Origin of the sequence: Acinetobacter legionensis, assembly GCF_048552295.1 — a bacterium.
Taxonomy (GTDB): Bacteria; Pseudomonadota; Gammaproteobacteria; order Pseudomonadales; family Moraxellaceae; genus Acinetobacter.
Genome location: NZ_JBIMCW010000123.1, coordinates 1 through 219, shown reverse-complemented (window position 1 = coordinate 219; position 219 = coordinate 1). Strand labels below are relative to the sequence as shown.

At 45.2% G+C, this 219-nt stretch carries 1 protein-coding gene; it reads right to left on the bottom strand.

What is annotated here, in order from left to right; translation table 11 throughout:
- Nucleotides 1-219, bottom strand: a 219-nt coding sequence (locus tag ACG916_RS21705; RefSeq protein ID WP_419329556.1) for a hypothetical protein, incomplete at both ends; no start/stop codon positions are given.

The following is a 219-nucleotide window of genomic DNA, read 5'->3' as shown; positions in this document are numbered from 1 at the left end:
CATGAATTTCTTCTCCACTTGGCCCTACTACTTTGGCCCGTTGTGGTGATGCAATCGGTCGGTGTTGTAATGGGTTATAGGCTGGAACCGTGCTGATATTACGACGTTGAATGGTTAAATTACTGGCTTGACGTTCATCACTCGTGTTGCTGGTGATTTGACTTGTTTGCCAATTGCTTTGTTGGACTAAAGCGGTGACTTGATCGGTGAGATCTTTAG